Origin of the sequence: Cohnella abietis (genome assembly GCF_004295585.1) — a bacterium.
GTDB lineage: Bacteria > Bacillota > Bacilli > Paenibacillales > Paenibacillaceae > Cohnella > Cohnella abietis.
This window is the reverse complement of the sequence record NZ_AP019400.1, coordinates 5,973,292-5,995,882: the sequence shown is the minus strand read 5'-3', so window position 1 is coordinate 5,995,882 and position 22,591 is coordinate 5,973,292. Positions and strand designations below refer to the sequence as shown.

The 22,591-nt window shown below is 44.8% G+C and carries 18 protein-coding genes; 14 read left to right on the top strand and 4 right to left on the bottom strand.

Going from position 1 to position 22,591, the window contains the following annotated elements; genetic code table 11:
* Positions 1-6 precede the first annotated feature (6 nt).
* From KCTCHS21_RS26225 to KCTCHS21_RS26200, 6 genes are read left to right on the top strand one after another with little or no spacing between them, the layout of a single operon-like run.
* On the top strand, positions 7-1,020 hold the full coding sequence (locus KCTCHS21_RS26225) for an ABC transporter ATP-binding protein (protein ID WP_130614970.1): 1,014 nt from the start codon (positions 7-9) through the stop codon (positions 1,018-1,020).
* 11 nt (positions 1,021-1,031) lie between these two features.
* Positions 1,032-2,015: an ABC transporter ATP-binding protein gene (locus KCTCHS21_RS26220; RefSeq protein ID WP_197726550.1), complete on the top strand. Its 984-nt coding sequence runs from the start codon at positions 1,032-1,034 to the stop codon at positions 2,013-2,015.
* A 22-nt stretch (positions 2,016-2,037) separates the two neighbouring features.
* Positions 2,038-3,336, top strand: a complete 1,299-nt coding sequence (locus tag KCTCHS21_RS26215; protein WP_130614966.1) for an LLM class flavin-dependent oxidoreductase — start codon at positions 2,038-2,040, stop codon at positions 3,334-3,336.
* 19 nt (positions 3,337-3,355) lie between these two features.
* Positions 3,356-4,579 carry an ABC transporter substrate-binding protein gene (locus KCTCHS21_RS26210; protein ID WP_157994126.1) on the top strand — a complete coding sequence of 408 codons (1,224 nt, stop codon included), beginning with the start codon at positions 3,356-3,358 and terminating at the stop codon, positions 4,577-4,579.
* A gap of 21 nt (positions 4,580-4,600) precedes the next feature.
* Positions 4,601-5,437, top strand: a complete 837-nt coding sequence (locus KCTCHS21_RS26205) for a creatininase family protein (protein ID WP_130614962.1) — start codon at positions 4,601-4,603, stop codon at positions 5,435-5,437.
* Positions 5,438-5,455: 18 nt separating this feature from the next.
* On the top strand, positions 5,456-6,781 hold the full coding sequence (locus KCTCHS21_RS26200; RefSeq protein WP_331872395.1) for an LLM class flavin-dependent oxidoreductase: 1,326 nt from the start codon (positions 5,456-5,458) through the stop codon (positions 6,779-6,781).
* Here KCTCHS21_RS26200 and KCTCHS21_RS26195 read toward each other — a convergent pair.
* From KCTCHS21_RS26195 to KCTCHS21_RS26185, 3 genes are all read right to left on the bottom strand, one after another.
* Complete coding sequence (locus KCTCHS21_RS26195) at positions 6,770-7,669, bottom strand: DMT family transporter (RefSeq protein WP_130614958.1); 900 nt, start codon at positions 7,667-7,669, stop codon at positions 6,770-6,772. The genes KCTCHS21_RS26200 and KCTCHS21_RS26195 overlap by 12 nt on opposite strands.
* 171 nt (positions 7,670-7,840) lie before the next feature.
* Complete coding sequence (locus tag KCTCHS21_RS26190) at positions 7,841-9,451, bottom strand: response regulator (RefSeq protein WP_162309388.1); 1,611 nt, start codon at positions 9,449-9,451, stop codon at positions 7,841-7,843.
* Entirely contained in the window at positions 9,448-11,241 is a 1,794-nt protein-coding gene (locus KCTCHS21_RS26185; RefSeq protein ID WP_130614953.1) for a sensor histidine kinase, read from the bottom strand. Before KCTCHS21_RS26185 ends, KCTCHS21_RS26190 begins: the two co-directional genes overlap by 4 nt.
* Before the next feature lie 93 nt (positions 11,242-11,334).
* Between KCTCHS21_RS26185 and KCTCHS21_RS26180 the strand changes: the two genes are divergently transcribed.
* From KCTCHS21_RS26180 to KCTCHS21_RS26165, 4 genes are all read left to right on the top strand, one after another.
* Complete coding sequence (locus tag KCTCHS21_RS26180; protein WP_130614951.1) at positions 11,335-12,213, top strand: carbohydrate ABC transporter permease; 879 nt, start codon at positions 11,335-11,337, stop codon at positions 12,211-12,213.
* Positions 12,213-13,049, top strand: a complete 837-nt coding sequence (locus tag KCTCHS21_RS26175) for a carbohydrate ABC transporter permease (RefSeq protein WP_130614949.1) — start codon at positions 12,213-12,215, stop codon at positions 13,047-13,049. Before KCTCHS21_RS26180 ends, KCTCHS21_RS26175 begins: the two co-directional genes overlap by 1 nt.
* A gap of 130 nt (positions 13,050-13,179) precedes the next feature.
* A complete protein-coding gene (locus tag KCTCHS21_RS26170; protein ID WP_130614946.1) occupies positions 13,180-14,508 on the top strand; it encodes an ABC transporter substrate-binding protein in 1,329 nt (442 codons plus the stop codon).
* Between the two features lie 186 nt (positions 14,509-14,694).
* Positions 14,695-15,903 carry a Gfo/Idh/MocA family protein gene (locus tag KCTCHS21_RS26165; RefSeq protein ID WP_157994125.1) on the top strand — a complete coding sequence of 403 codons (1,209 nt, stop codon included), beginning with the start codon at positions 14,695-14,697 and terminating at the stop codon, positions 15,901-15,903.
* Positions 15,904-15,981: 78 nt separating this feature from the next.
* Here the strand turns inward: KCTCHS21_RS26165 and KCTCHS21_RS26160 are convergent, their stop codons facing one another.
* Positions 15,982-16,845 (bottom strand): sugar phosphate isomerase/epimerase family protein, encoded by an 864-nt coding sequence (locus tag KCTCHS21_RS26160; protein ID WP_130614942.1) that lies wholly within the window; start codon positions 16,843-16,845, stop codon positions 15,982-15,984.
* Positions 16,846-17,060: 215 nt separating this feature from the next.
* Here KCTCHS21_RS26160 and KCTCHS21_RS26155 point away from each other — a divergent pair, with 215 nt between their 5' ends.
* From KCTCHS21_RS26155 to KCTCHS21_RS26140, 4 genes are all read left to right on the top strand, one after another.
* On the top strand, positions 17,061-18,668 hold the full coding sequence (locus tag KCTCHS21_RS26155) for a response regulator transcription factor (RefSeq protein WP_162309387.1): 1,608 nt from the start codon (positions 17,061-17,063) through the stop codon (positions 18,666-18,668).
* 3 nt (positions 18,669-18,671) lie between these two features.
* Positions 18,672-20,495, top strand: a complete 1,824-nt coding sequence (locus tag KCTCHS21_RS26150; RefSeq protein WP_130614938.1) for a cache domain-containing sensor histidine kinase — start codon at positions 18,672-18,674, stop codon at positions 20,493-20,495.
* A gap of 241 nt (positions 20,496-20,736) precedes the next feature.
* Positions 20,737-21,600, top strand: coding sequence for an ABC transporter permease (locus KCTCHS21_RS26145; protein WP_232057966.1), 864 nt, complete (start codon positions 20,737-20,739; stop codon positions 21,598-21,600).
* Between the two features lie 23 nt (positions 21,601-21,623).
* Positions 21,624-22,514: a carbohydrate ABC transporter permease gene (locus KCTCHS21_RS26140; RefSeq protein WP_197726487.1), complete on the top strand. Its 891-nt coding sequence runs from the start codon at positions 21,624-21,626 to the stop codon at positions 22,512-22,514.
* Positions 22,515-22,591: the final 77 nt, after the last annotated feature.

Sequence of the window (22,591 nt, the reverse complement as noted above, 5' to 3'; positions counted from 1 at the left end):
ACAAGCATGAGTGAACTGGACCAACATCTGTTGGAGATTTCCGATCTAAATGTGAGCTTCGATTCACGCCCAAGCCTGGCACCAGCGGTAAATGGGGTTTCATTCTTTGTAGACAAGGGAGAAACGGTGGGAATTGTTGGGGAGTCCGGTAGCGGCAAGAGCGTGACAGCCTTGAGTATTCTTAAGCTTCATGCTCAATCTGTGAGCCAGAGCATCTCGGGAAGCATTCGATTTAATGGCGAGGAATTGTTAACCAAATCGGAGAAGGACATGAGTATGCTGCGGGGTAATCATGTCGCGATGATTTTCCAGGAGCCGATGAGCTCGCTTAATCCGGCGATGACGATTGGCAGCCAGCTGATGGAGGTCATTAAGCTTCATCAGAAGGTGAGCAAGAAAGAAGCAAAGGCTAAAGCGGTCGAAAGTCTCACCCTCGTTGGCATCCCTGCAGCACAATCCAGATTGTCCAGCTATCCCTTTCAACTGTCAGGCGGTCAGCGCCAGAGAGTCATGATTGCCATGGCTCTCTTGTGCGAGCCTCAATTGCTCATCGCGGATGAGCCGACAACGGCATTGGATGTCACCATTCAAGCACAAATACTTGATGTTCTGAAGGATCTCAAGGACCGAATTCATGCATCGATACTGATGATTACACACGATTTCGGAGTGGTTGCAGATATTGCCGACCGAGTCGTTGTTATGTATGCAGGCAAGGTCGTTGAAGAGGGCAAGGTTCGGGACGTTTTGAAAAATCCGCTACACCCGTATACACAAGGCTTATTGTCGTCCATCCCGCAAATCGGTCCCTTCAAAGAAAGACTCCATATGATCCGAGGGTCCATTCCGAAGCCCGATGAATGCCTAACAGGTTGCAGATTCTGCCCACGGTGTGACTCCAAAAGAGAGATTTGTGAGCAGCAAGAGCCAGCCTATCGCTTATTTGAGGGACAGAGAGGGACTCGGTGCTGGATCGGCACGGACGAATATGACACTTCCACGAAAGGGCGATTGCCTTGAGTCGAGTGAAGATAGAAAAGGATATCATTGTTGAAGTACGGGATCTTCACAAAAGCTTTGATGAGGAACACCGATTATTTTCGCGCAAGAAAAATACTTTAACGGCAGTAGATCATGTTTCTCTGCAGATTTATCGAGGCGAAACGCTAGGAATTGTAGGGGAGTCCGGCTCGGGTAAATCGACCTTAGGACGGCTTATTCTGCGGCTATTAGAAAGTACTTCTGGAGATGTGCGTTTTGAAGGTCAATCCATTACCGATATTCCCGAGCGTAAATTAGGGCAATACCGCCGTAAAATGCAAATTGTTTTTCAAGATCCTTTCAGTGCGCTCAATCCATGGATGACCGTATACGAGCTGGTTGCAGAACCGATCAGGCATTATGGAACGGTCGCCGAGCTTGATTTACGCAAGCAAGTGATTGCGCTCTTGGAGAAAGTTGGACTGAGTGAGGCTGATTTGCATAAGCATCCTCATGAATTTTCCGGAGGGCAGAGACAACGTATATGTATCGCACGCGCACTTGCGCTTCAGCCTGCTTTTATCGTATGCGATGAACCTGTATCCGCCTTAGATGTGTCTATACAAAGTCAAATTCTGAATTTGCTCCATGATTTGCAGGAAGAACTCAGGCTTACGTATTTGTTTATTTCACACAATCTAGCAGTTGTTCGTCATGTTGCGGATAGAGTAGCTGTAATGTATTTAGGGAAATTGGTAGAGGTCGGTCCTGTTGAGGCCGTATTTGCCAATCCATCGCATCCGTATACTCGGTCTTTACTGTCTGCTATGCTTTCGATTGATCCGGATGTAAGAAGAGAGAGAATTAAATTGCCGGGCGATATCCCGAATCCTATGAATAAGCCATCGGGTTGTCGGTTTCACACGAGATGTGAATTCAGTACGGACTTGTGCATGAAGCTCGAGCCCGAATTGCTGGATCGCGGCAATGAGCATTATGTGGCTTGCCATATGAAAGAGCTAGTTCAACATTAATGGGATAAAGAGGCATATTGATATGAGCAGAACGGAACGTAAGCTTCATCTGAGTTTATTTTTAAGAGGAACTGGACATCACGAGGCAGCTTGGAGGCACCCCGAAGCCTATCCGGATCTTGAGCTAAACATTCATTATATGAAGAAGCTAGCATTAACCGCCGAACGTGGCTTAATGGATGCGATCTTCATCGCTGACGGCTATTCGGGCATAACGAATAAATTGGAGCCGTTCACGTTACTCTCGGCACTTGCCGCCGTCACTGAGCGCATCGGTCTCATTGCTACGGTAGGAACTGTATACAATGAACCGTTTCATGTTGCACGTAAGTTCGCCTCGCTTGATCATATTAGCGAAGGCAGAGCTGGCTGGAATATAGTAACTGGAGCGGAAGCCGGAGAAGCAGCTCGTAACTTTAGCCGGGACGAACATCCGGAACACGGGGAACGGTACGAGGCTGCAGCAGAGTTCGTAGAAGTAGTGAAGCAGCTATGGGACAGTTGGGCGGACGATGCCTTAATTTATAATAAAAAGTCAGGTATTCTGGTCGATGAGACTAAAATACGCGAAATCAATTTTAAAGGAAAGACGTATGCTGTGCAGGGCCCGCTTAATATCGCTCGTCCACCTCAAGGATATCCGGTGCTTGTACAAGCCGGTTCATCCGACAGAGGTAGGGAATTGGGTGCGGCAACCGCAGAGCTCATCTTTACCGCACAGCAAACTTTCGAAGCAGCGGCCGCGTTCTATGCCGATGTAAAATCCAGATTGTCGAGATACGGACGTTATTCTGAGCAATTGCATATTTTGCCTGGCCTAAGTCCGATTGTAGCGGAGACGTCAGCAGAAGCCCGGGATTTGGAGAATGAATTGAATGCATATGTTGATCTTAAGCAGTCACTGGAACGAATGTCAGAACGCTTTGCTGTTGATTTATCTAAGTATCCACTCGACGGGCCCGTTCCATTGAATGAAGCGAGTTCGAGTTACGAGACCAATGGAACCAAAAGCCGTCAAGAAGTGATTCTGGATGCTGTCCGTCGGGAAAATATGACGATCAGGCAGCTGCTCCATCGGGATGCCGGCGGACACGGACATCTTACTTTTACGGGTTCTTACCTTGAAATGGCAGATTTCATGGAGAAATGGTTTAAGAACCGGGCTTCGGATGGATTTAATATTATGCCTCAGCTTCTTCCAAGTGGATTAGAGGTGTTCGTAGATAAGGTGATTCCAGAGCTGCAAAATCGGGGCTTGTTTCGAACGACTTATGAAGGCAGAACTTTGCGGGAAAATCTCGGTTTCACGCGCCCGTCTTAGTATAGCTGAAAGGGGGTTAATGATGACCCAGACACAATCGGGAATGGCCAAGACATACCAGCTTGGAGGGCTGTATACGTTTCGATACCATAACGGACGGGAAGCGGACTGGGGCAATTACGCCTATCAGGCAGCCCAGATCGCGATTGAAGATATTTATCATGGTGGAATCCTGAAGTCTGGCAAGCTTGAATTGCTGGAACAGAATGTATTGGATTATCATTGTTGGCCGGACGGCGTTGAAGAGAAGGTTGCAGCGCTGATCGAGCAGAATGTTGTAGCCATAATCGGCGCCGATTGTTCCAGTCCGGCTGTAAGGATGGCTACATTCGCAGCGAAATATAAAACTCCGGTTGTTTCCTATGGTGCCAACGCGGCTTCACTAAGCTCGGCTGATGAATTTCCTTATTTTCTAAGGAATGTGACGCCCAGTAGTGACTATGACAGGCATCTTGTTCAGCTTGCCTACCAATTTGGCGATCAGCAAATCGGTGTATTGTATACAACGGATGATTGGGGCATTGGCGCCGCCTCTGTCGTTCAACAACAAGCCAAAGCGAATAGTATGACGATCCGGGCGGTGTACGGATATCCAAGAGATACGAATATGGAAGAGGTAGTGGCGTGCTTGGATGCGATGAATCGGAAGGGCATCACAACGTATATCATACTGATGCCGACACCGGATACGATCACGGCCTTTCAGGCGATAGACCACCTGCAATTGAATAAGCCGGGTTATTCGTTCTATGCTTCGGAGATGCTCTCTCATGATGAATCGCCGGACGTTGTTCGTGGGTCGCTCGGCTATATTGCCCCCATGAATGAGCTGCCTCCAAGTCGACAGCTGAGTGAATTTAAAGCTCGCTTTGCCCAGAGTCTCGTTAGTCCGCCAGACGAGCTTGGCAAAGCTTTTTTTTACGCCGTTCTTTCTTATGACAGTGTGTTTCTGATCGCACACGCCATAAGAGCTGCTCAAGAGGATGGAATTGATTCCATTACGGGGGAGATTCTGATGAGGTATTTACGCGGGGTCCGGTTTATTGGCTTATCGGGACATCACGCAGTGGCAACGGGTACGAATGACCGAAGCCAAATGCCGCTGCAGATGATGAATCTGCAGGGATATAAGGAAGACGGTACGGTCAATATGGTTTCAATCGGTTCAATGGACATGGATACGGGCGAATGGAAGCTGGAATCGGACAAGATCGTATGGCCCGGAAATGTAAAGCTCAAATGACTAGATTCGAGAGGATGCTCTATGGAAAATTCTATTTTCAGTGAAACAATGGCAAATATGACCTGGGTGGAGATCGAGAAATCCCTTTCCGTTGATCATGTGGTACTGCTGCCAAGCGGTATACTAGAACAGCATGGCCCTCATCTTACTCTGGCTCCGGATATTTATTTCAGCTGCGAAATCGCGAAAGCAGTCAAGAAACAGTTAATAGAGCAAGCTATTCAGGCCGTCATTGCTCCGCCGACTTACTGGGGCATTACCCGTACGACTGCCGGGTTCCCCGGTTCGTTTATTTTACGGAAAGAAACGTTGAAGGCGCTAATGTCCGATATTCTAGTTTGTTTGCATCGGTGGGGTGCCCGTCATATTTATATTATTGATGTCCACGACGATATCACACATCGAACCGCTATACTGGAAGCCGTTCAAGAAACGCGGCAATTTCATGGCGCTAACGTAAAGTCGATCTTATCCGAGAAATTTGCAAGGGAAAGCAAGCTAACCGGCAATGAAGATCATGTGTTGATTAAAGCAAGTAATCCGACAGTTACCCAGTTTACCGACATTCCGGATATTCATGCTGGAGCTTTGGAAAGCAGCTTTATCAAGCAATACTACCCTCATGCTTATCGTGCCGAAGCTTGTGAACCGTTACAGCCGACTCGGATGAGCGCTTGTGAATCTTCCAAATGGGAGCAGGGCTGGATAGACGCCAGAGAAGTGAATCCATTAGGTTATTATGGCGATCCAGCTAAAATAAACATGAAGCTGGCACAACGATATATCGAAATCGAGGGGCGTCATATTAGCGCAGTCATTCAACAGGATTTGGATAGCCGCCGTACCCCATCGCAATAATGCTCCCGATTCTAAAATATTCAGGAGGCGATTGTAATTTTAGACCAAGGTCGAAGACAGCTTCATCTTGGAGCTTTTACGAATTATGTCGGTCATCATATGGCAGCTTGGCGTTACCCTCAGGCGGACACCACTAGCTCCTTAAAATTCGATTTCTATAAAAGGATTGCACAATCCGCAGAACGTGGCAAATTCGATATGCTGTTCTTGGGTGACAGTTTGTATACAGAAACGGAGAACCTGTATAAGCATCACACTACCGCAAGGCTGGAGCCTTTGACGATATTGGCTTCGTTGTTAGCTGTAACGGATTACATCGGATTAGGAGCAACCGTATCGACATCTTTTAACGAGCCCTATAATGTTGCTCGTAAATTGGCGACGCTAGATCATTTGAGCAACGGTCGTGCCGCTTGGAATGTCGTTACTTCCTCCAATGACAAGGAAGCACAAAATTATAACCGACAGAAGCATTATCAACATGATTTTCGTTATGAACGGGCCGCTGAATTTTTGGATGTCGTTAAGCGTCTGTGGAATAGTTGGGAAGAAGACGCGCTAATTATGGATAAGGAATCGGGAGTCTATGCGGATTTGGATAAACTTCATCCGATCAATCACACTGGTGTTCATTTTACAGTTAAAGGCCCTCTGAACATTCCGCGTTCCATGCAGGGGCACCCGGTGGTCATGCAGGCAGGACTGTCGCACAGAGCAAGGCAATTCGCAGTACGGGAAGCGGAAGTATTGTTTACAATTGCTTCGTCGATAGAAAAATCAAAGCAGGATTATGCGGAAATCAAAGGACAATTAAGCCTATTTGGACGTGCGCCGAAGGATCTCAAAATCATGCCAGGACTGCTCGCTATTGTGGGCAAGACCCAGAAGGAAGCGGAAGATAAGGAACGAGAGCTGCAACAATTGGTTATTCCGGAATTTGCGGTACGTCTATTGTCGAATCAATTGAATGTAGATCTATCCGGGTATCCATTGGACGGTCCTCTTCCGGCATTGTCAGACGTCGCTCATTTCAACGGGGAGAAAGGGCGATATGAGCACTTTCTGGCATTGGCGCAAAAGGAAAACTTGACGATTAGACAGTTAAGCTTAAGGCTAACGCGGGGACATGGACATTTAACGATGACAGGCACTCCGTCAGTAATTGCAGAGCAGATGGCAGAATGGTTTGCTAGCGAAGCTTGCGATGGATTTAACGTTATGTTCCCATACTTGCCAGGAGCGTTGGATGATTTCGTGCATGAAGTGATTCCGATACTTCAGGAACGAGGGATTTATAGAACGGAGTATACGGGAACTACTCTTCGAAGCCACTTAAACGATTGAAGCTGTTACAGATGCCTTGGGCTTCCGGTTAACTAGATAAATACTTGTAATAATAAAAATAAGTCCGATCAGAATAGGCAACGTGAAAGCTTCCTGCAAGAGAAATGTCCCGCTTATTACGGCTATGAGTGGCACAATGAATGTGTAGGAAGCGACGATGCTTGAATCGCCGTGATGGACGAGGTGGAAATAGATGACCCAAGCGACGGAAATGCCAAGAACACTTCCATAAAGGAAACAAAGAATAAAGGCAGAATCCCACGCAATCGCTGACCAGTTTTCTGTGAACGATCCGATTGTCGTAATTACAATACCACCGATGATGCACTGTATTGCAGCAAGCCAGATAGAGTTTACCTGATGCGTCACTTTTTTTACATAAATGGCTCCGATTGCCCAACTGACTGCAGTGATCAATGCCATAATGATGCCTGCTACTGCAATATGACTGGAGACTTCCTTGAAGCTAACCGCGGCGACACCGAGAAATCCGAAAATAAGTCCGGCGATTTTGTGCGCTGTTATTGCATCTCCCAGCCACCGCCAGGCGAGAATGCCGACCAATACAGGTTGTAAATAGACAATGATGGAGAAAAGACCGGAGGGCATGAGAACGAGTCCATAGGCTTGCAAGCCATAGTAAATGATGACATTAAAGAAAGAGGAAATCAGATAGATGGGCCAAGTGGATTTCCATCGTATTTCCTTCCATTTTGATAGAAACAGCAAGAACAGTAGAAGACCACCGCCTAGATTTCTTAATCCGGCAAATATAAGTGGTGGGGCGTAATCGAGTGAAATTTTGAAAATGGGCCAAGCCAGTCCCCAAATGGTAACTAAAGAAGCAATCATCAAGAAGGTTTTGAATGAGGATTGTTTTACTTGCATTGTGTTAAGATTCCTCCGATAGATATATAAATTCAAAGTATTCATATTACAATACTTAGTTTAATATATCAAATATTTATTAATATATGACCTTAATGACTCTGCAGGATATGAAAATGAGCCGTAGACTTATGAAGTCTCGGCTTTTCTTTTTCAGATATTAAACTGTCATTAATTCCCCCGCTTGCGATACTCGTTAGGAGATAAGCCTTCCAGCTTCTTGAACACCTTGCTGAAATACTTCTCATCCTTATACCCGACTAACTCGGCAATTTGTACGATGCGATATTGGGGATTCATTAAGAGCAGCTTAGCCTTATCCATCCGGATTCTTTCGATGTAGTCGGAAAGGTTTTCTTGGAATTGCTGCTTAAATTTGCGGGAAATGTATTCGCGACTTAAGAAGAAGCGTTCAGCTATGTTTAATAGCGTTAAGTCCTCTGCATAATGGGTATCGACATATTTTACAATATCAAAAATAACATGCTCGTCCTGCCGTTTATGCTCCGTCCATAGCTGAGATAATCGCAATAAGTCCTGTTTGAGCTCGACAGCTAGTTGCTGCGGAGACAAACAGCCGTCCTGATCTAAGGACACAGATACAAAAGCAGAGCCAGAGGGCAGTGTAAGCGCAGCAGGAACATCTCCATACAATTCCTTTAACCAGTGAGCTCTAATGACGCTATATTCATAGCCCCATAATTCAAGCTGCTCCATGTTAATATATTTCATCTGCTCCACTTGATTAATCCATAGCTGAACAGCATCTTTAATTGGTTGCTCTTGACCGCTTAGGACGGCAAACCGTAGCTGATCTTCATATTCGGACAAATGCACAGTAGGGATGCGATTGTTCTCATTCAGATCGAAGCAGCGAATTCTTGGTCGAGCCACTCGCATATTACGCTGACGCAGTACTTGAATGGCTTCGTTATAAGATTGTTTAAAGCCAGCTGGCATCACTCTTTCGCTGCCCACGCCAAATTCAAGCTGACTACCGAGCGTCTGCAGGATGCCGCTATTCATCGTATCCAGTAATACTGCTGCGTCCGCTGTCTGTTTCCATAAGATTACGACGATAGAACCATGCTCATGCCGGAAGGCTACACCGTGCTTATTCTTGCGGATATATTCGTTACAGATGTTCAACAAAGAGAAATACAGCAGATCCTCACTTCCGGCGAATTTCTTGCGAATTGCGGGGTTTATCGTATCGGTAGCTAGAACCGCAACCCGACAATGCCGATCATCCTTTGAAAGGCCGAATTCAGAGTGAAGAGTTTCACTGATCGACGAGTAATAGGAAGGATCCTCAATGAGATTCGTCAGCATTTTGTCCCAATATACAGGTCTTAGCTGGTTGATTTCAATGGACTTTCGCTGCTCTTGCTCTGTGCCCGCATCTTCCTGCTTACGGCTAGCGACGGCTTTGTTGACAGCATCATTTAACTGGACAGGGTCAATAGGCTTAAGGATATAATCGATCCCACCATATAACACTGTCTTACGCACATAATCAAAATCATCATACCCGCTAATGACAATGATCTTTGTTCGAGGAGCATGCTGCTGAACCCAAGCTAAGAGGTCAGTCCCTATTTTCTCGGGCATCATCATATCTGTAAATACAAGATGTGGACGCTCCCGTTTGATCAATTCAATAGCGGTGTCAACGTCCTGTGCTTCCAAAACTTCCTCTATATCAACAGCCTTCCAATCCACAAGCAATTGAATAGCTTCCCGTACATGTCGTTCATCATCGACGATCAGTGCCTTCATCATAGTTCTTCCTCCTCTATGGGTATCCATAGCATGACACTAACGCCGCCCAGCATGCTGTGCTTGACCTCAAGCTTTGCTGTTTCATTATAATAAAGCTTAAGTCGTGACAAAATATTCGACAAACCGATTCCAGAATCTCCGTTCCCCCAAGTACTCTTTCCTTGAGCAAGCCTTTCCTGTAAAGCTTTTAGCTCCGCGGGATCTATCCCTTTTCCATTATCACTCACCTCAAGCTGTAGCCAACGCTTATCTGCTGAGATGGCTCCGTAAATAACGATTTCACCCGTCACGGCGTTAATATCAAAGCCATGCTTAAAATAATTCTCAACGAGTGGTTGAAGAATCATTTTTGGTATTTGCTGCTGCAGCAGTGAATCATCGATATAAGCGGTATATTGCAGATGCTCACCGAAACGCTGGCGCTGCAAGGCGAAATAAGCTTTGACATAGTCCAGCTCACGAGCAAGGGAAACAATAGGCTCTCCGGTGTTCATGCTGTAACGCATCATCTTACCCAAAGAAGCTATTAAATTGTAGATTTCCGGCTGTTGCTTCTGTAACGCTAATGTTCCTATGGATTGTAACGCATTATTCATGAAATGTGGATTCGTCTGCACCTGCAGCATATTGAGCTCATTCGACTTACGGGCAAGCTCAAGCTCATATTCACGAATAATCATCTCATTGATCGTATCCATCGCGAGCTGGAAGCGTCGTGCCAAGATCCCAAATTCATCCTTCCGATTCAGATCAATCGTGACCTGCAGATTACCGCTTTGAATTTGATTCATATTGCGAATAAGCTTCTTAATTGGCGCAGTCAACCGAAAGGTAATGATAACCGTAGCCAGAATCGTCAGAACCAAGAAAAGAGCAGCAATACCACTGTTGAAGAGTGCGACTTCACGCGCTGTCTGGTGTAAGGTTTCATCAGGAATCCGTTTCACTAGAGTCCAATTTAAGAAAGGCGTTACCATTTTGTCGTAAATAATTTCGCCGGAGAAGCCGTCCTGACGAAGCTCGAAGTTACCTTTGGGTGCGTCAGCGGTCATGACTTGATCGACCCATAGATTGTCCAAGGATTGACTACTGGCCTGCTGATCGGAGCTATAGATCACACGTCGATTCTCATCAATAATGTAAAACTCTTCTTTCGTTGCCGAATAGAGCTGCTCGCTAATAGTGCGAATACTGTCCATACGAATATCGATGGATAGCGTTCCGAGCTCTTTCTTCGCGGTTAAGTAATATAACGAGCTATGCAGTGTAATGACTTCATCCGTGTTAGATATTGGCATACTGGGAATGCCAAATTTGCCCGGTGGATGGGGAGGCTCGATATAGGATCGGCCTTGAAAAAGGTCACGCGGAATATACTTCTCGTTGTTTCCCGTAAAGCTTCTCTTCGAGCGATCACTTACGATTAAATAATGGATATCACTCTTGTGAATATACAAATGCGCTTGCTCGAAATCTTTAGCTGAATAGCTTAATAAGGACATGCCGCGGTATATTTCCTGATCGTCCTGATAGCCTTCGATCCCATCGTTTAAGATCGTAAACAGCTTGTTGTCATTATAGAAAATAAAAGTTGCCTGATGCGCCGAATTCATATAGTTAAGCAGGTTAGTCTTCCCTTGAAACAGTAAATCTGCGTTGCTTTTTAGGGTGTTTTTAGTCACTTTATTCGTCGTTAAGCTATAAGTGATGACGATTGAAGCAAGAATGGGAATTAAGGTAGCTGCGATTAAGAAAACCATCATTTTATTGCGAATACTGTTAGAGATCAATATTTTCCACCTCTTTGATCATCAGAGTCAGTGGGAGCTAGGGGATTAGCAATCTATACTTGGATCATTAGCACAAAAGGGGGGGAAACCGCCATGGAATCTGCCAGCAAAAAACGATTGTATCAGCTTCTGTTTATCGGACCCGCAGTCTTCTTCTTCGTAATCATAGTCGTTATACCGTTCTTCATGAGTATTTATTATTCCTTCACAGAATGGAATGGCGTAAGTACAACAGTAACATGGATTGGCATTGAAAATTACAAGAAAATCTTATTTCATGATAGCGATTATTACAAGTCATTCGTGTTTACGTTCCGCTACGCGATTACGGGAGTCCTACTGACCAATCTCGTCGGTTTTCTCTTGGCATTGCTACTTACTCAAGCATTAAAGCTGCGTAATATCCTCAGAACGATCTTCTTTATGCCGAACGTTATTGGTGGATTGCTGCTAGGCTTTATCTGGAGCTTTATTTTTGTGAAAGGTTTTGCCTCAATCGGAGAACATACTGGCTTAGCGTTCTTCAATCTTCCATGGTTAGGCGATGCACCTACAGCATTCTGGGGTGTTGTTATCGTGACAGTCTGGAAAGGCGCTGGTTACGTGATGGTCATCTATATCGCTGGCTTAACTAATGTGCCTAAGGATTTAATTGAAGCTGCTCGAATTGATGGGGCAACGAAACTGCAAATGCTTTACAAGATTACGGTGCCGCTCATTATGCCGTCAATTACCGTATGCTTGTTCCTTACGTTGTCATGGGGGTTCAAAGTGTTCGATCTCATTGTGTCCCTGACCAAGGGAGGTCCGTTCAATTCTACGGAGTCTGTGTCCCTTAATATCTATCAAGAAGCATTCCGGAACAATGCTCTAGGATTGGGTAGTGCGAAGGCCGTTATCTTCTTTCTGATCGTTGCTCTTATTACCGTCGTTCAAGTCACCATCACGAAGAAACGGGAGGTGGAATCCTAATGGAAACCACTAAACGATATACCGCACGCTTGTTTTCTTTAGAAGTGTTGGGTATCCTTATCGCGATTGCTTTTCTCGTACCGTTCTACTTTGTATTAACGAATTCATTCAAGCCTTTCGCAGAGCTACTCGCGAATACGACGAGTCTGCCGAAAGCATTTAGCCTCCATAACTATACGGAAGCATGGCGGATCATGCGCTTTCCGACGGTGTTCATGAATTCATTGATCATTACAATTGCTAGTAATGTGGGTCTTGTCATCATTAGTTCAATGGCCGCATACCGAATGGTGAGAAACAATAGTCGTTTGAATCAAGTTTTGTTCATGCTGTTCGTCTCAGCAATGATTATTCCATTTGAGTCGATTATGATTCCATTGGTGAAATTAGCCGGAACGGTCGGCTTTCTCAATCACATCTGGGGCGTAATCCTTTGTTACTTTGGTTTCGGAGTGTCCTTGAATTTGTTCCTCTATCATGGTTTTGTTAAATCCATTCCGCTTGAGGTAGAAGAAGCAGCAATCGTGGACGGAAGTTCAACATTCGGGGTATTCTGGAGAATTGTTTTCCCACTTCTTAAGCCAGTGACTGTAACGATTGTTTTGCTGAATAGTCTCTGGATTTGGAACGATTTTCTATTGCCTCTACTAATCATTAGTGGACCTGAGACACGTACAATACCGCTTGCGACGTATTCTTTCTTCGGTCAATATATGAAACAATGGGATCTTGCCCTAGCTGCGCTTACGCTTGGTGTGTTACCGATCATCCTGTTCTTTCTCGCGATGCAGAAGCACATTGTCGAAGGAATTACTGCCGGATCGATTAAAGGTTAAACTTGTGGGGCAGCGGAACCAATGACAATATGTTACCCCTAATCGTTCAATTTTCTCGGTGTTACTGGTTAATTTTCCTCTATAAAATGAGTTTTATAACAAATAAAGAAATATAAGGGAGGCAATTATTATGAAAAAAATGTCTATGCTCGTATTGTCCGCGATGTTAGTGGTGATGATTGTTCTTACTGGCTGCGGCAAGAAGGACGCATCGTCTTCGCAGTCTCCAGGGAACTCGGCATCGGAATCAAATTCACCAGCAGAAAGCACTAGCCCGCCCAAGAAAAATGTAACGATTAAGATGTTTCAATTTAAGGTTGAAATTGCAGAGCAGTTGCAGCTCTTGGTTAATGAATATGAGAAAGAAACAGGTGTGAAAATCCAAATTGAAACGGTTGGCGGTGGAGCCGATTACGGCGCTGCACTAAAGGCTAAATTTAACTCAGGCGACAAGCCAGATATTTTCAACAACGGTGGCTTCTCGGATTTAAATCTATGGCTTGAGAACCTCGAAGATCTGTCCGATCAACCATGGGTGAAGGATTTAGTTAAAGGAACAGATGAGCCAATGACTAATGACGGCAAGCTCTACGGAATGCCGATCGGTGTCGAAGGATATGGTTACATCTACAATAAAGATTTGTTTGCTAAAGCAGGCATTACCGAATTGCCTAAAACCTTAACACAGCTTGAAGCAGCAGCGAAGAAGCTACAGGATAATGGGATTACTCCTTTCGAGAATGGGTATGCAGAATGGTGGGTACTCGGCAACCACTTTGTGAATCTGCCGTTCGCGCTTCAGGCAGATCCTAATAAATTTATCGAAGGCTTGAACAATGGCTCGGAGAAAATTACGGGGAATGCCGTGTTCGAGAACTGGGTTAAGCTGTTTGACTTAACGATTAAGTACGGCAACAAAAATCCTTTGCAAACGGACTACAATACTGAGGTTACCGATTTCTCTAATGGCAAAGCAGCGATGATGCAGCAAGGCAACTGGACACAGGTTCAAATTACTAAAACTAACCCTGATATCAATATTGGCTTCCTTCCAATGCCAATCAGCGATGATGCAGCTGCTAGCGATAAGCTATTCGTCGGTGTGCCGAACAACTGGGTTATTAATAAGAACTCAGCCGTGAAGCAAGAGGCTAAGGATTTCCTAAATTGGTTAGTTACTTCTGAGACAGGTAAAAGCTACATTACGAAACAATTTAAGTTCATTCCAGCTCTAACTACGATTGAAGCAACTGAAGAGGACCTAGGAGCATTGGCTAGCGACATCATCAAATATAATAAAGAAGGCAAGGTTCTCTCATGGAACTGGTTCAAGTTCCCGCAGGGCGAAGCCTCCAGTAAGAAGTTCGGCGATGTTATGCAAGGTTATGTAGGCAATCAAAAAACGAAGGAACAAATGCTCGAAACATTCCAAAGCACTTGGGACAGCTTGAAAAAATAAAATAAGCTTAGAAAGGGCGATTGCGATTGTGCAATCGTCCTTTCTTCAGTTAAAACAAGGGGCCGCGATCATCTGACTATTTTCCGGTTACGTCTTACTTCTTTCCATTCTTGGGCTCTCGCGTTCGGACTATAGTGAAGGTAGTTCTGAACCATAGTGGCGTTATCGCCTAAGGAGAGAAGAGAAGTGGGAGCAAATCAACCAGTACGATTGGCTGTCGTGGGAGGAGTTCGCGGCGGTAGTTACAGCAAGTCTGTTGCTATGTTGTCTGATAAAGTCCAAATGGTCGCCGTTTGCGATCTGAATGAAGCTGTATTGAACAATTGGCGGTTAAACAATCCCGGGATTAAGACGTATACAGACTTCAATGAGTTGCTGAACGATTCTTCGATCGATGCGGTGCTGCTGGCAACGCCGATGATGCTTCATGCCAAGCAGGCTGTGCAAGCGATGAAGGCAGGGAAGCATGTCTTAAGCGAAGTCGCAGCCGCCCACACGATTGAGGATTGTTGGGAGCTCGTTGAGACGGTGGAGCAGACGGGAATGATCTACATGATGGCAGAAAACTTCAATTATTTCCGCTTGAATATGATGGTCAAGAACATGGTGGATCAAGGTGAGTTTGGCGAGATTACCCATGCGGAATGCGGTTATATTCACGATTTGCGAGCAATCAGCCATTTCGAAGACAGCCGACTGACGTGGAGAGGCGAGATGCTGAGAGATTATAACGGCAACAACTATCCAACCCACTCGCTGGGTCCGGTATGCCAATGGCTTGGTATTCATCGCGGAGACGAGTTCGACTATATGACGACGATCGTGTCTAAGCCTTCGTCCCAAAGTGGCTACTTCGCAGAGACGTTCGGAGCCGATCACCCGGGGGCGAAGCCTGACTATTGGCAGCAAGGAGATTCTTCGCTCACTTTAATTCGGACCAAGCAGGGGGCAGTCATCTATCTGCGTAACGATTTTTCCTCGGCCCGTCCGTTCAATTACGCGCATTTTGGCCTGCAAGGGACAAAGGGTGCTTTCCTGTCGGCTCGGAGAGAAGGGGAGGACCCGCTCGTTTGGATGGATAGCCGATCGCCCGACAGATCGCACCAAGGGACGGTTCAGTGGGAGTCAATCTGGGAACTGGCACCCGAGTACGAGCATCCCTCTTGGAAGAAAGATCGAGCTAAGGCGGAAGAGGCGGGGTTTGGCGGAGACTATTTCGTAATGGAGGAATTTGTTTCTGCTGTTCTAGAAGGACGACGCCCGGCTGTTGACGTCTATGATGCCGTAGCCATTAGCTGTGTATTTCCGCTGTCGGTTCAATCCGTGGCAGCGAATGGAAAGCCGGTTGAATTTCCTAACTTTACTAAGAATAGATCCAAGATCAAATATGTATAGAAGTATAAGAACGAAGAAAGAGCCGCGGCTGAATGCTACGGCTCTTTCGATATGGGTAGGTTTTTGAATTACGGTCCCTTAAACTTCATTCCATATGCGCTTGGCGTTTTCGAAGCCGAATAAGGTTCCGCTGCGGCAATCCTCTATGCCTTCAAATTCAATTGATATATATCCGTCATAACCGGAAGCTTTAATGATGCGAAGTACTTCGCGCATGTCGATATCTCCCTGGCCGACGATCGCTCCCCGCAAATAATCTCCGCTGGAGGTTTGGAACCATCCTTGACCGGGATTATGATGCTTGGAACGAAGATAGAAATCCTTCAGGTGAATCATCGAAGCAAGTCCGACATTGTTCCTGACACCTTTAATCGAGCTCTCGTCGACACACATGAAATTGCCTATGTCTAACGTCGTTTTGAAGTTTGGCCGTCCGACCGCATGGATTAAGCTTTCCACTCGTTCACTGGCTTGCATGTAAAAGCCGTGATTTTCCACGCTAGTCGTAATGCCATAGCTGGACGCGTAATCGGCAATTTGTCTGCATGCATCCGCCAGCAATGGCAAGTCGCTCTGGAAAAACACGATCGACGTTTGTTCCGGTGGTCTGGATGCAACGTCATGACGGAACAGCTTCACGCCAAGCTCGTTTGCGATATCTACCTCTCGTTTAACCCGTTCGATTTCCTGCTTCAAGCTCGACTCATCCGCGCATATGAAGTTGGCGCTGACGGTATAGTTCGAGATGTCCAGTCCCACTTGCTCGGCTTTGCGTCGAATAGCCGGAACGAGCTCCGGTTGTTGCGTCAGATCATAGCCGATCGGTACGATTTCGACGTGGTCGCCGCCGATTTCCTTCGTCCATTCGATAACGTCCGGCACGGTCATTTCTCCCGCGATTATGGCGCGACTTAAGCTGTAAGTGCTGATTCCCCATTTCATTGACTGTTACCACCCCTCATTGTTGTATGACTATCACCACTATAGTCAATGGAACGAGGGAGATGAATTGAATTTCGTAAGGTTTACCCGGAAATAATTCAGAATTGTGAATCAATCCTATTAAATCTTTTAGTATTGTTGTTATATTATAATTATCCATCTGCAGAATAATTGAGCCTATGAAATTACAGTACGTCATCGAGGGGGGATCGGATATGTATCGGGTACTTATTGCCGAGGACGAAATGTTAGTGAGATTAGGGTTAAAGCATTCGATCAATTGGAGCGACTATAATATGACCGTGATCGCGGATGCAGCGAACGGTATGGAAGCCTTAGATATCTACCAAAGGGAAAAGCCAGAATTGCTTATTACGGACATTAAGATGCCGATTATGGATGGAATGGAGTTAATTGCAAGAGTACGTGAAATGAATTCAGAAGCGCAGATCGTCATCCTGACCTGTGTGGAAGATTTCGATACAGTGCGCAAAGCGTTGGCTCATCATGTGCAAGACTATATTTTGAAGCTGGAAATGACTACGGAAGATATGGGTAGAGTATTGGCGAAAATTAAGGAGAAGCTCGACCGAATGAATAATTCGGGTCACGTTAAGATGGACGTGGACATCCCCGTTCTTAAAGATAATCTCATTAAAGAATACTTGCTTGGTTCACGGTACAGCGAGGCTGAGTTTGCAGCCAAAGCTGCAGGCTTGGGTATGAGGCTGCATCCGCATCGGGTAGTCGTTACACTTATGGAGATCGACAATTTTGATCTATTATGTAAGCGTTTTAAAGATCATAAGGGACAATTAGTCCGTATGTCACTACTGAATGTGCTGAGTGAAGTGTTGACGAATTACGGCTGCGGAGAAGCATTCGCTGATGCGGACAGCAAATATTTACTTGTATTTGGCTTCGATGAGCTTTGCAGCGAGCAGCAAATTACCGAAACGATTCATACCATTGTCGAGCATGTTCGTCATGTCATGAACATGTATTTTAATATCTCCGTCTCGTTCGTAATCAATCGTGCGCAGAGCGGTTATCATTCAATGAAAGCTCAGTATAGTGAATGCTTAGAGATATTGGAGGACAGATTTATTCTAGGAAGGGGCTCGAACACCTATGTAGGTGGACAGCACAGCTTGCTTATTCCTGAAGAAACGCGCAATGTGCTTCTCCAGCTTGTACGTGATTGGCAAACGAATGATACTGCGAAAAAAGCGCTTGAGAAATCGATGCGGATGCTCTTAGACAAGGAAAGTACTGTAAATACAACGGAAATGAAACGAACATTTAAGAACTGGGTATTGATGGCTGCGCTCTCCATGCGGCTGTCCAAATTGGACATACCGGAAATTGTTTCGGATTATAGCGATCGTATTACTGGAGCGCGAACGTTACAGGAATTGGTGGACGTATTTCGTACTTACCTGCATACAATCGGCGATTACATGTCCAATAAAGCTACGATAAGCAAAGAGATTTCTGATGTCATTCGATACATTGATGTGAACCATAAAAGGGAGCTGACATTGGTGGAGCTAGCACAGGTTGTTCATGTGAGCCCGAATTACTTGAGCAGCTTGTTTAAGAAGGAAGTGGGAATCAATTTTGCCGATTACTTGCTGCAATACCGGATTGATAGAGCAAAGGAGCTATTGCTCAGTACCTTCAGTAAAACCTATGAAATTGCCGAACAGACCGGATTTGCAAACCAGAGCTATTTCAGTCGGGCATTCAAGAAGCTAAACGGGATAGGTCCTAAAGAATTTCGCAGGAAATGGACGATACAAAACGAGGCTCAAGGGGGCTAAGCGATGATTAATAGTAGTATTTCGCTGTTCCGCAGGTTTTGGCAGAGCATTCGTGCACAGCTCGTTTTCTCCTTCATGATCATGAGCATCATAGTGCTTGTGTCAAGCTCTGTTCTGATCTACTACGGCGTTCTGGATATTCTGAAAACGCGAAGCGAAGATTCTACTCTACGATTATTCCAACAAACGGAGCACCGAATACAAGGATTTCGTACGGAAATGGACAAGGTGTCAAAGCTGCTGCTGCTTAATCCCGAAATCGACAGCTACATGAATAAGGAGAAGGATGGCACAGATTACGATGCAGATGATGTCATCCAGATTAATGGACTCCTCAGTCAATTATCAATGCTAATCAAAAATTACGATTTTATAGCGTCGATTTATTTTTTGTCATCCGACGGCTCTATTATTGGGTTGCGTGGTGACGAGCCCATTGTGATCAATGAAAAGGATCAAGAGCACTGGAAGACGATAGCTTCTGTGTATGAAGGTGCCAACCGTACGTTGGGCGACATAATATGGGGAGGGCCTGAGGTGTCAGAGCGATTGCTTCAAGATTTAAGCTATAGACCGTTAAACGAGCCTATGATATCGGTTGTTCGCGGATTCAGCACGATATACAGCAAAAAGTGGAACGCATTCGTTATTAGTGTGAATGAAAGTCTATTAGAAAGCATGTACGGCAACCTATCCAAATCTAGCGAGGATGAAACGTTTCTTTTTGACGACAGCGGTAGCATTGTGTCTAGCTCCAATAAGCCTGCGATCAGATCGAAGGTAGCCCTACAATTATTGGAACTGAACGACAGTGAATACGGCAGCTTTACCGAGAAAGATAGGCAAGTCATTTACTATCGCATGGGGGAGACAGACTGGACATTAGTACGTTATGTGCAAATTAGTGATTTAGTTAGAGACGTCTGGTCGTTACGAAGTAAAATGATGTGGATTGTCATTGGCAATGTCACTTTTGCTTTAATTTTATCCTTCTATTTTATTCGCAAAATCACGATGCCTCTTCGACGTTTAACTGTAGCAATGGGGGAAGTGGGAAAGGGGCGCCTGGGCACTACTTTAGAAAATGTCGACAATGAAATCGGCATGCTTACCCGAGGATTTAACCGGATGTCGCAAAGCATTTATGAATTGGTAGAGAGGGACAAAGCAGCTGAAAAAGAAAAACGGAAAATCGAAATTAGTTTGCTACAATCCCAGCTGCAGCCTCATTTCTTATACAACACTTTAAATACGATCAAGTGGATGGCGATAGCCATTCAATCGAAAAATATAGCCGATAGCATTACGTTTTTGTCCAACCTACTTAAACCTATTTATAATAATCCTTCACTCGTGTGGACTTTGCGAGAGGAAATACAATACTTAGATAACTATATTAAGGTTATGAATATTCGATATGGTGAACATATCGTTATGCAATATCAATTTCCAGAAAATTTGCTAAACCATAATGTGCTGCGCTTCACGTTGCAGCCGATCGTTGAGAACGCCATTGTGCATGGAATGGAAGCCAATCAAGTCATCGGTACGATAACATTGGAAGGCAGAGAAGAGGGGGATACGCTGATTCTCATTATAGAGGACAAGGGCCGGGGAATTGCGGAAAGTGAGCTTCAACGCTTACAAGTATGGCTTGCAAATGATGAGCAGTCTCTACCGGAATCCCCACCGTTCGGCATCGGTTTGTTAAATGTCCAGAAGCGCATTCAGCTCCACTTTGGGAAAAATTACGGCTTATCTATACATAGCGTTGCTGGACAGGAAACCCAGGTAACACTTGTTCTTCCGCATAAAATCGTAATATAGTGCATAATTGCAGCTGCTTCCTGTTCGAAAACGGGGATGGACAGGAAGCCAGTGTCTATAATTGTAGCTCCGTTTATTTAACCCCAGATTAGAATAACCTATAATTTTAGTTAACAGGCATCCCACAAAATGCACATAAGAAGTTTGAAAGGAGCAACCTATGCAATCTCACAATACAGTCGCATTAATACTGAAACCAAAGCCGAAGCCGAAAATATCAAGGCGGCGACTGTCGTTATTCATGATGGTAGTGCCTCTGCTCTTACTCGTCATTGTGTTTAATTATGTACCCTTATTCGGATGGGTTTATGCTTTCTTCAAGTATAAACCAGGCATTCCGCTATCAGAAACACCTTTTGCTGGACTGGAGTACTTCAGATTACTATTTGGAGCAAATAGCGACATTGGGAATGTTCTGAAAAATACTCTTGTAATGAGTTTTTTGAATATTCTGACATCACCAATACCGATTGTTTTTGCAATACTCCTTTCAGAGCTTCGCGGTCAAAAGCTAAAAAAGTTTATTCAAACGATAACGACAGTGCCGTATTTTATTAGTTGGATTATTGTATTCTCGCTTGTATTTTCCATCTTCTCGTTCGAGGGAATATTCAATACGCTGCTCATGCAATTCGGATTAATTAAAGATCCTATTAATGTGCTAGGCAATCCTAGTACGGCTTGGTACGTGCAGACGGCCATCGTCATTTGGAAAAGTACAGGCTGGTCTGCCATCATCTATTTTGCAGCAATTGCAGGCTTGGATTCACAGCTTTTCGATGCTGCAAAAATCGACGGGGCTGGAAGGTTCAGATGTATATGGCACGTTACATTGCCGGGGTTGATGCCGACGTTTATCGTACTTCTTCTATTAAATGTAAGCAATATGTTAAGCAATGGCTTTGACCAGTTTTTCGTATTTTATAACCCGATGGTTGCAGACAAGCTGGAAGTGCTTGATTATTACATCTACCGCGTCGCCTTCCATGGAAACGACTATCCGTTCGCTACAGCTGTTGGTATGTGGAAAACGTTAATCAGCATCGTTCTCTTGTTTACCGTAAATAAATTGGCCAAGAAGATCCGCGGCCAATCGATCATTTAATACAATTCCAATGAGGTGGCCACTTGATTAATAAACGCACAAACCTAATGGAAACCTTGTTTCATAGCTGCAATCTCATTTTCTTTTTGCTCATCGCATTCGCTTGTACGTATCCTTTTTATTACATTCTGATTTATACGATAAGCGATCCTGTGAAAGCTGCTGGAGGATTGTTGTTATTGCCCAAAGGGCTCAACTTCGTCAACTATGAGAAGCTACTACAAATGAATACCTTGTATTCGACGGTGCTTATCTCTGTACTCCGCACAGTCATTGGAACTCTTATTACAGTAGCTTGCTGTACCTTCTTCTCTTATATCGTAACGAAACCGGAATTATACTTTCGCAAATTTATCTACCGATTTGTCGTCATTACGCTTTATTTCAATGCAGGACTCATTCCATGGTACTTGACGATGAGGTATCTGCATCTCGACAACAATTTCTTGCTGTATGTTCTGCCTTCGGCGATCAGCGGCTTCTACATTGTGCTAATCAAAACCTATATCGAGCAGCTGCCGGCTGCCTTGGAAGAGTCGGCTATGATTGACGGTGCGGGATATTGGACGGTTTTCCAAAATATTATCGTACCGTTGTCGATGCCGATTATCGCGACAATTGCAGTATTTGCCGCTGTTGGTCAGTGGAACGCATGGCAAGACAATTACTTTCTCGTCACGAAGCAGAGTCTGCAGACACTCCAGGTTATGCTTTACAATTATTTGAATTCCGCAGCCGCTATGGCGAATGTGAATCCTTCCGATTTTCTAGATAAGAATGTAAGTCATAGGCTTACACCTGAATCTATTAAAATGACGATGACGATGATTGTAACCTTGCCTATCCTATTTGTTTACCCGTTTATGCAGCGCTATTTTGTCAAAGGAATTATGCTAGGGGCAGTTAAGGGCTAGGGCACTAATAGATTAGACGATTGATCTGCCATGTCTATCATTCAGAGACAGGCATTCAATATAGATTAATAATTGAC